General features: G+C 62.1%; 8 protein-coding genes and 1 pseudogene. 4 read left to right on the top strand and 5 right to left on the bottom strand.

Translation table 11 applies throughout. The features are described from left to right. On the top strand, positions 1 to 731 hold a 731-nt coding region (locus PF446_RS06945), incomplete at its 5' end, for a DUF2961 domain-containing protein (RefSeq protein WP_298070559.1). On the opposite strand, the gene PF446_RS06940 is transcribed toward PF446_RS06945, so the two are convergent. The 3 genes and pseudogenes from PF446_RS06940 to PF446_RS06930 all read right to left on the bottom strand — a co-directional run. Next, positions 725 to 1,591, bottom strand: coding sequence for a CDP-diacylglycerol diphosphatase (locus PF446_RS06940; RefSeq protein ID WP_298070557.1), 867 nt, complete (start codon positions 1,589 to 1,591; stop codon positions 725 to 727). The two genes, PF446_RS06945 and PF446_RS06940, sit on opposite strands and share 7 nt — an antisense overlap. A gap of 171 nt (positions 1,592 to 1,762) precedes the next feature. Further along, complete coding sequence (locus tag PF446_RS06935; RefSeq protein WP_298070555.1) at positions 1,763 to 3,349, bottom strand: tetratricopeptide repeat-containing sulfotransferase family protein; 1,587 nt, start codon at positions 3,347 to 3,349, stop codon at positions 1,763 to 1,765. A 310-nt stretch (positions 3,350 to 3,659) separates the two neighbouring features. Further along, positions 3,660 to 3,949: pseudogene (locus tag PF446_RS06930) on the bottom strand (IS30 family transposase); the annotation flags it as partial. Between the two features lie 538 nt (positions 3,950 to 4,487). On the opposite strand from PF446_RS06930, the gene PF446_RS06925 reads away from it, so the two are divergent. Next, on the top strand, positions 4,488 to 5,279 hold the full coding sequence (locus tag PF446_RS06925; protein ID WP_298070552.1) for a class I SAM-dependent methyltransferase: 792 nt from the start codon (positions 4,488 to 4,490) through the stop codon (positions 5,277 to 5,279). A gap of 165 nt (positions 5,280 to 5,444) precedes the next feature. Here PF446_RS06925 and PF446_RS06920 read toward each other — a convergent pair whose 3' ends face one another. After that, positions 5,445 to 6,191, bottom strand: a complete 747-nt coding sequence (locus tag PF446_RS06920; RefSeq protein ID WP_298070550.1) for a class I SAM-dependent methyltransferase — start codon at positions 6,189 to 6,191, stop codon at positions 5,445 to 5,447. A gap of 454 nt (positions 6,192 to 6,645) precedes the next feature. On the opposite strand from PF446_RS06920, the gene PF446_RS06915 reads away from it, so the two are divergent. Then, positions 6,646 to 6,858 carry a cold-shock protein gene (locus tag PF446_RS06915; protein WP_298070548.1) on the top strand — a complete coding sequence of 71 codons (213 nt, stop codon included), beginning with the start codon at positions 6,646 to 6,648 and terminating at the stop codon, positions 6,856 to 6,858. Positions 6,859 to 7,067: 209 nt separating this feature from the next. On the opposite strand, the gene PF446_RS06910 is transcribed toward PF446_RS06915, so the two are convergent. Next, a complete protein-coding gene (locus PF446_RS06910; protein ID WP_298070547.1) occupies positions 7,068 to 8,153 on the bottom strand; it encodes a hypothetical protein in 1,086 nt (361 codons plus the stop codon). Positions 8,154 to 8,284: 131 nt separating this feature from the next. On the opposite strand from PF446_RS06910, the gene PF446_RS06905 reads away from it, so the two are divergent. After that, a complete protein-coding gene (locus tag PF446_RS06905; RefSeq protein ID WP_298070545.1) occupies positions 8,285 to 8,899 on the top strand; it encodes a DedA family protein in 615 nt (204 codons plus the stop codon). Positions 8,900 to 9,042: the final 143 nt, after the last annotated feature.

The raw sequence follows: 9,042 nt of genomic DNA, 5'->3' as shown, positions 1-9,042 counted from the left end.
ACAACGACTCGGACACGGACCTGACCCACCTGTACTACAACGTCAATTTCGATCGCTGGAAGCACGCGCCCGCGGACATGGGTTATTTCCATGCCTGGTGGCACCGCGCATCGCCCTCGCTGGGCAAGGATTTCGTCCTGTTGCCCCGCGTGCACGGACGCGGCACGTTCATTGGCGCCAACTTCGGCGTACATGCGGACCCTGCCTATGGCGACCTGTGGTGGGGTGAGGGCGAGGTGAAGATCTTCCTGGACGGCGATCGCGCGCATCCCAGCATTGCCGGCACCGGGTTCGAGGACTACTTGGGCACCGCCTGGGGCATGAGCACGTTCATTGACCGCTACAGCGGCTGCATCATCTCCGACAAAAAGCGCAGGCGCTGGGCCTGCTATCGCTATCTCGGCCCGGACCCGGTGCATTTTCAAAAGGACATCCGCATCACCGTGCAGCAGATCGGTGGTGGGCCGCGCGATCAGGTACGCAAGGTGGCTGCAGCCGGCGCAGCGCTGAAACCGATCAGCGTGGACGTGTCCGGGCATATCCATAACCTGCTCGACATGGCTCATCCGCCGCAACTGGCCGACAAGGATTTTCCGGACGGCTGGACCAATTTCTATCGCCGCGATGACTGGAGCGCCACGGCGTATTTCTACCTGGACCGGCCCACCGACGACCTGCCGCGACCCGCACCGTTGAAGGATCGCCTCGAGGGTATTGCGGGCGATCACTGAGCCCGGGCAACGCCCTGGGTACTTGACGGGGGCGAGGCGAGGGTGCAGGTGGTGTCCTGCAGATTGTCGCTGTTGCCGTTGTTGCCGGTTGCGGGATCGGCACGCGTGCTGAGAAGGATGAACCCGGGGCGACCCTGCTTATCACGCGCGCCGACCACGACCAGGCTGTGATTGGCCATCGAGTCCCCGGTACGAAGCGCATGGGCCAGCAGACGGAATGGATTGACCGTGAGCGTGGCGCCGGCGATCCATCGGGCCATGTACGCACGACCATGCATGGAATCGGGAAGATGTATGGGCAGCATGGCCCAGTGTCGCGTGATGCCGGGTTGCAGGCGCTGCAGTTCGGCATGCACGGCTGGCGCGATGCAGTCGATGTGAATATGCAGTTGGTTCTGGCTGCGCCCGCGGGCCGAGTTCACCACCAGACCCAGCATGTCGCGTGGTACCCGTTTGTGCAGCGCCGCCTCCACATACATCCGCGCGGTCCAGGCATCGGCTACATAATCGGGTGCATCGGGTGCGACAAGTTCGGGGCTTTCGATGCCGGTGATGTGCGCAAGAGGCAGCACCAGGTACTGGTAGCGTCCCGCGCGATCCTTGAACACCACGTATCCCTGTTGCGTGTTGTGCGGAAGATTGACCTCGACGCATGGCAAGGGGGGATACACGCCACGGCTGGCCTTTGGTGCGCACTGGTCATGCACGAAATGCCAAAGTACGTTCGGATCTGCATGGGCATGGCGCCAAGGCGTGGCCGTGCCGGCGATGGGGACAAGCAGCAGTGCGACAAAGAGGGTCAGGGCCTTGACAGTCCAGGTGCCGCGATGAGATGTGCGAAGAACGATAGGCGATAACATCGACCCATTGTGGACCAGCGGGCTGGATCAGATAAGTCCGGATCGCCACGTGCCGTGATCGTTTTGCGTTCGAGATCGGAAGGGCCGGAACTTGAGTCCTGGTGTTCCCTGCAGCTTTTCTCCTCGGTCTGCACAGGCTGTCGCTGGCAGCCTACAGCCCGGTTCTGGTTCTTACGCCGAGAGGTCCTGCCGCAGTTCGGGGTCAGCCAGCAGTTGCTGCAGGGCTTGAAGCTGGGGAGCATAACGACGCCATCGACCCACCGCGGCGGTGTAGATCGGGGCTCGGACCTGCCAGGCATTGGGCGTATTGACCGGTGAGGTGTTGCTTTCCGAATGCAGGCATGCGTCGTCCCAGGGCAGGCCGCAGAACGGCAGTACCTGGCGCATGACGGTTTCCGGTGACGACACCAGCGACTCGTAAGACACCTCGAGGATGTGTCCAGGCAGCACTTCGCGCCAGTGGGACATCAAGCGGTCGAACTGGATGAAGTAGCGACCGGTGTCGAGCAGGTCCAGCGAGTAGTCGTAAAACCCCGATTCCAGCTGGAACAGGTGGCGGTAATTGCCCAGGCAGGTGTCCAGCGGATCGCGCCGCAGGCAGACGATGCGCGCGTGGGGCAGCGCGCGGGCGATGAAACCGGCATACAGGAAATTGTGCGGCATGTCGTCAGTGAAGCGTGGCTGTGTCGTCCCCACCGGGCGTGCGCTGTCGATGTAGTCCTTGCCGAGCCGGGTCCAGTCGATGCCATCCAGATGGGCGGCGATGTCCGGCTGCGAAAGCAGCGCGATCGGGCTTCCCGAGGCCTGCTGCAGCAGGGTGGGGAAATGCTGCAGCTCGCCCGCCGCGGCTACCATCGGATGGTTGGACAGCATGCGGTTGAGCAGCGTGGTGCCGGTGCGCGGCATGCCGACGATGAAGATCGGCGCGTCAGGTGTTTCCCGCCCTCCAGGCTTGGGCCGTGGTGTCGGGAAGGCGCGGATCAGCGCCTCGAACATCCGCTGGTCGCGTTCGGCCGAGGGCGGGCGCGTGGACCGTGCCGCCCCCTTGCCGCGCGAATAATGTTCGAAAGCCGCGGAATACTCCTCCAGGTCCTCGTGTTCCTTGGCCAGCGCCATGTTCAGGAAGATCTGCGCGCCGAGGTCCCCGGAGTGACTGGACAGCAGTGTACGCAGGCGTTCGATGTGCTGGGTTTCGCGGGTCTGTTGCTGCAGCTTGGACAGACTCAGGTGTGCCGGCCAGTGGCGCGGCTCCAGGTCGATGCATTGTTCCAGCTGCCGTTGCGCGGCCCTCGCATCGCCGAGCGCGGCCAGGGTGTAGCCGAGCAGGAAGCGCAAGGGTGCTTGCCCGGGCTTCAGCGTGACGGCGCGTCGGAACGCGTCCGCGGCGCGTTCCAGCGCGAGCGCCTGCAGGAATACCTGGCCAAGTTGTTCGGCCGTGCGCGCATCCTCGAACGGCAGCCCCATGGCCCGGTCGGCGACCTCGCAGGCCTCGCGCAACCTGCGCATGCGTGCCAGCGCCTGCGCGTGATGGGCCAGGTAGTCAGGTCGTTCGGGTTCTAGCTTCGATGCCTTGACCAGGGCTTCCACGGCCCCGGACACCTGGCCGGTCTGCATGTCGGCCACGCCGCACATGAAATGCAATTCGGCGTTGTCCGGGTCGTCGCGCAAAAGCATGGCCGCGCGGTGCCGCACCATGGGCCAGTTCTGCTGCCGGTAGGCTTTCTCGAGCCGGGTGCGGGCGCGATTGGTTTCGATCATGCGTTTTCCCGACGGATGCTCACGATAGGCTCCAGGCGAACCGCCCGGATCACCGTTGCGGCGAGCGGCATATCGATATCATACCCCTGAGGTCCGGAGCGCACTTTATACGGGCTGTGTGCTTTCATCTCGGGCCCCTTCCGTTGCATCCGTTGACCAGGGCCTGGACTCACCCATGCCCCCCAACCCCGTCGCATGCAGCAGCAGCAGGGGGCCTTCGTGCAGACGGCTCCATGACTGTCATTCGATCTTGGATTCAACTGATCGACGCACCAGTTTATTGATATCGTTCTGCTGGCGTCTCATATCCCAACGTCTTCCTGGCTCGCTCGTTCAACTGTCTGGCAACCGAGGCGAGGACTGAGCGGATCGACTGTCGCGCGGCGATGTCTCGTGAGATTTCCTCGCGTTCTTCCAGGCTGAGAATCCGTGACGAAAGGCGGCGCTGAGGTGGCTGGATCGTGCCTGACAACGCCAATATCCGTAATGGTTCGGGTCGAACAATTGGGAGATCTGCTCTACGGATTCGCCGCGTTCCCAGCGTTCCCACATCAGCGTTTTCTGGCTTTTCGTGTAATAGATGCGCTTGCGCATCTGCAACACTCCCGCTGCCTTTGCAGCCTTCAGTGTGTTGCATCGATTCATTGAATCCACCCTGCGCCATGAAGCGCATAGGGGCCTACGGTAGTGATCACTAAACGGGTCTGCGAGCAAAGTGCGCGCAGGGTGGTCTCCTCGTGCGCATCGGCATCCAGGGTGGGCAATGGTCCACCTGAGGCCCCAGTTCTCCGTGCAATGCATTCAGGTGCATTTGCAAGCGTGCGGCGGCAGCGGACCTGGAGGTGTTGCCGAGTTGTTCGCACAGGACACGACACACGATCCTGTCGACAAAACAGGTGGCGCCGAAGACCACCAGGTCGAATCGCGCATGCTGCAAGCGGGGAGACCTCGCCCTGAAGCGAATGAACGAGAGCCAGTGTAGGGTGTGCCCGCTGGCTTTCCATGGATCGGGGCCGGTATCGGCAAGCCGCCCGCGATCCGTGGCGCGTTGCGTTGCGTTTTCACCTATGCTGGTTGCAATCCACCGTTTCCGTAAAGCCAGGGAGGCTCGCGTGCAACGGCGGTTCGAGGACACGATGTGATTGCATGGCTCGGTGATGGCTTCGGTGTGCTGGCCGCCGTGTTGGGCGCCACCGCATTGTTTTTCTTCGTCGCCACCCGCGGTGCGCTGCTGGTGCGAACCCTGTCGCACAGCTCGTCCGACGAGGCGGCGCACGTGTACCCCATCTATGCCCATATGTGGCTGATCCGGTTGGTCGATTTCCAGCCGCTGATCTCGGCAATCCTGTTGTTCCAGTATCACCGGCTGGTGGCACGCATCACCCAAGAAATCGTGCGCACCGACCTGGATGGCAGCAAGGTATTGATTACTTCTTGCGCATTTGGCGACATGATTCCGCGCGTGGTCGAGGCCGCTTTTGTCAGCAACGCGAGTGAGGTGCTGGTCGCAGACATCATCCCCAACGAACTCACTCATGCCAAAAACAAGCTGGTTGACTGCGGCCACAAGGTGCGTTTCCTGAAGGATGACGCCACCTGCATGGATCTGGGCGACGACACCGTGGCCGTGAATATCGTTTTCTTTTTGCTGCACGAGTTGCCGCACGCGCAGAAAATACGCGCGTTGGACGAGGCCGGTCGTGTGCTGGTCGCGGGCGGCAGGCTGCTCCTTGCCGAATTCCATCGCCCGGAGATATGGCCGTTGCGCGCGCTCAGCTGGATCTATTTCAAGGTCTTCGAGCCGCTGGGGCTGACGCTATGGAACAGCCATGATCCCATCGCGCTGCTGCAGCAGGCGGGTGGCTGGCGTTGCGAACGCAGCACCTGTTTCCATGGAAACTTTCAGCTCATCGTGGCGACCCGACTTTGATTTCCTGATTCGGGCTCACCACGCATGCCAGGTCGCGCCCGGCGATTGAGCGTATCCGGAAACAAGGGTGTGGATCCGACCGATGCTGCACTCCACCCGCACTGTTGAACGTGCCGGCGATCAGGCACAAGCGTTGCCTTGCCCTGATTGCGTAACCCGGGCTGTTCAGGCTTGTTTGCGGCAGACCAGCAAGGTGGTGTCGATATCCGGTTGGTCGGTCAGTCCGGGTTTCCAGTCCAGGTTTTTCTGCATGCGCAGACCCAGCGGCATGAACACACGGTTGTACCACCACATCGCGCGTTCGCGGCGATGCGTCAGGAACCACATGCCCAGGTCGACCAGCCGCGAGGATTTGGGCTGCATGCCGAACACGGCGCTGCGCTCGATGACAAAACCGTGGCGCCGGAGCTTGTCCTGGAGGGCGCGCGGTTCGTAGCGCCGTCGGTGGCCGACAAAGTCATCGAACGCGGTCCATGCGGCCTCGTGCAGCGGCACCGACAACAGCAGCACCGCGCCAGGCGCGGCGACACGTGAAAGTTCGGCAAGTGCGGTCTCGTCGTCGTCCACGTGTTCGACAATGTCGAATGTGCACAGCAAGTCGAATGAGGCGTCCGCGAAGGGCAGGGCATTGATCAGCCCCACCATGGCCGTTGCGCCACGCAATCGAAATCGCGATATGGCCGCCTTGCTGATGTCCAGGAACAGCGTGCCTTCCAGAGGCAGGCGAGGACGCAGGCCCGGCGCCACTTCCAGCGACCTGCGCGAGTGGGCGGCCAGTTGCGAGGCCAGCGGCCAGGTATTGAATCGTGCGGGTTCGATCAATCGGGCGCCGCCCCACAATACGTCATAGAACGAACGGTTTGCAGCGGCCAGTTCCGAATCGCTGCGTGCATGCGAGGCGGATTCGTCCATGTGCTTGATCCTGCGAATGAAGGGTACGGTCCGGTGTACGCTCGGAGTATGGACCTGTGCGGGTTCCTGCGGTGCGATCATGGACTGAAATCACCTCGAGCAGGAATTTGTGCGGGAAGGGCCCGGAAATGGCACTGCCGCCATTTGTTTCCGGACCGCAGGATGCCTGGTGCCGGCTCCAATCACGGGCCCTGTTGCAAGCAAAACTGGTTCGTGAGCAGCAATCTCGATCCCTTTTTGCTGGTTCTGGGCACGGAGCCTGTTTGCGGAATGCATTTTTTGCTTGCTTTCTGGGCTCTGGGCACATAATCTTGCGCGGCTGAGTTTCAAGGGTCACTCTGAATCGTGGCCTGATGCTGTAGATCCAAGTTGCACTACATCGTTGAACCCTTTTCCTCCTTGCAACCAGCTTTTCGCCGCCAAGCGGCTTCCATCCGTTCCAAGGAGTAAAACAATGTCCGAGACCGAAACCGGTACCGTCAAGTGGTTCAACGACGCCAAGGGCTTTGGCTTCATCAGTCGCGAAGGCGGCGGTGATGACGTGTTCGTTCACTTCCGCTCGATCCAGTCCTCTGGCTTCAAGAGCCTGCAGGAAGGCCAGCGCGTGTCTTTCGTGGTCGAGAAGGGCCAGAAGGGCTTGCAGGCCGATCAGGTGCAGATCCTCTGATCCGGTTCGCCAAGCGATAAAAAAACCCGGCCTTGCGCCGGGTTTTTTTATGTTTACGCAGTCACTCTGTCTGGCGGGAAAGGCAAGGAATGTGTCCCCCGTGCCGCATTCAATCGCCGAAGGTGGACTCGTTTCCGCTTGTGCTGGGCGTCTGTGAAAACGGCGCGGCGCAGGTTTGCAGCGGACGCCTGCCTTGGATGTTCACGCAACTACTCTTCGTCCGGGTATTTCCGCAGAAGCTTGAGCTCGTCGAAAAAGCGCCGCAGCAGCATGCGCAGGCGCATCGGCCTGGCGCCGTGGGCGCGGTTCTCGGCGCCGACCATGTACAGGTACTTCCAGTGCTCGAGCAGGCCGGCGTAGGTCTTTGCGATGCTGGTGCGCGGATCCCAGATGTGGGTGGGTTCGCCGCCGGCGCCGTTGTATTCGACGATGGTGAAGCCCTCGCCGCGCTTGAGTGCATCCAGCGTGGTGTAGCGCACGTCGAAACGGCCGATATAGAACCCCGGCACTTCGCGCACGATGGTGTCGAAGATCTCGTTCATGGCCGGCGTGATGTGTTGCGATCCATCTTCGAAGGCCGCACCACGCACGTGGTTTCCAACCGTGACCAGGCAGAAGCGCTCACCCGCCGCCAAAACACGCTCGAGATGCCGCTGGTTGCGCTTGAAATAGATCTTGGCGAACACGTGTGCTCGCGGTTCGCGCTGGATCAGTTCGCGCAGCGTGGCGATACCGTCGCCCGTCACTTCCGGAAAGTGCTTGATGGTCAAGGCAAGGATGCGACCGCGTGGCTCCGAAGGCATGCGCAGGTAGAACACCGCGACCTCTCCGGGGCCTTCCGCGTAACGCTGGATCATCATGCGCACGCCAGCGCCGAAGCGCCCCAGGTGCTGGGCCAGCGCATCCTCATCTCGCACCAGCTTGACGCCGAAACCGCGGCGACCGATATCCGGCTTGGCCACCACGGGAAACTTAAGCCCCGTCTCGGCCATGGCGCGTCGGGCCTGGTCCATTACACCAGGGCCCGCGGTGACCGTCACGTACGGCGCCAGGTGCTCACGCCCGACCGGTCCCATCAGGTCAAACAGTTCGGTTTTCGATTCGTTGGTCAGGCCGCTGCCTTCCAGTCCCGGGTTGGCCACCGTGGGCAGCGTCAGGCCGCGATAGCGCAACGCCAGATACAGGCAGTACGGCCCATGCAGTGCATAGATGATAAATTGAGGTGCCCGTTCCATCAGTGAAACGGTCCGTGGTGAAGTCGCCATCCTGAGGCGCCGGGCGATTTGATTGATCATGCTGCTGTTCCGATGTGGTGAACCGGTGTGGCCCCATTGCGTAAGCGGCGGGCCGCAACCGGATCGACTGTCTTTCTGCGATGAGGTCCGATGTGCTTGACGAGATGCTTTGCCGCACCTGCAACCTGGCCATGATCTCCCTGCCACCACTCGAAACCTGGCTGCGTTCGGTCGCCGCCGAGGCGCCCTGGTTGATCGGGATCGCCATCATCGCCGGCACGTTCATCCATGAAGACCTTGCCACGGTGGTCACCGGCATGCTGGTTGCCGACGGCGTGGTCAATGCGTGGGTTGCATTGCCCTCGCTGTATACGGGCATCGTGCTGGGCGACATCGGCTTGTACTGGATGGGCCGGCTGATCGCAAAAAATCGCCTGTCGAAGCGCCTTTCGCGTGGACGCCGATTCTCGAGGCTCAAGGTCTGGCTGGACGAACGTCTGGTGGCCGGGGTGTTCATGGTCCGCTTCATGCCGGGACTGCGCATGTCGGCCTATACGACCTACGGCTTCTTCGCGATGCCGCTGCGTCGTTTCGTGATTTCGGTGGTGCTGGCGGCTTCGATCTGGACTACTGCCCTGTTCCTGCTTTCCTACAAGTTCGCGGCGCTTACCTCGCACTGGTTGGGCGTACTGCGTTGGCCGGTGCTGATCGTCGCGGTGATCGTGCCCCTGGTGGTTGCCAGGCATCTGATCCAGGGCGGCATGCCTGAAGAAGACGCGGACGAAGGGGCGGACAGCGACGGCTGACACGTCGCTCACGGTGCAACAGCCCGTCGCTGCATCACATCGACCGCCTGCAACGCGTTGCTGACCGATGCGATCAGATAGTCCAGGTGGGCCTTGCCCAGGGTAGTGGACAGGCGCATGTCACATACGTTCTGGATCGCCCC

Source organism: Oleiagrimonas sp. (assembly GCF_027858935.1).
GTDB lineage: Bacteria > Pseudomonadota > Gammaproteobacteria > Xanthomonadales > Rhodanobacteraceae > Oleiagrimonas.
This window is presented reverse-complemented; position numbering and strand designations above follow the sequence as displayed.

Excerpts from the sequence above, each read along its gene's own strand:
- PF446_RS06940 (WP_298070557.1), bottom strand. The coding sequence starts at position 1,591 with ATGTTATCGCCTATCGTTCTTCGCACATCTCATCGCGGCACCTGGACT.
- PF446_RS06935 (WP_298070555.1), bottom strand. The coding sequence starts at position 3,349 with ATGATCGAAACCAATCGCGCCCGCACCCGGCTCGAGAAAGCCTACCGG.
- PF446_RS06920 (WP_298070550.1), bottom strand. The coding sequence starts at position 6,191 with ATGGACGAATCCGCCTCGCATGCACGCAGCGATTCGGAACTGGCCGCT.
- PF446_RS06915 (WP_298070548.1), top strand. The coding sequence starts at position 6,646 with ATGTCCGAGACCGAAACCGGTACCGTCAAGTGGTTCAACGACGCCAAG.
- PF446_RS06910 (WP_298070547.1), bottom strand. The coding sequence starts at position 8,153 with ATGATCAATCAAATCGCCCGGCGCCTCAGGATGGCGACTTCACCACGG.
- PF446_RS06905 (WP_298070545.1), top strand. The coding sequence starts at position 8,285 with ATGATCTCCCTGCCACCACTCGAAACCTGGCTGCGTTCGGTCGCCGCC.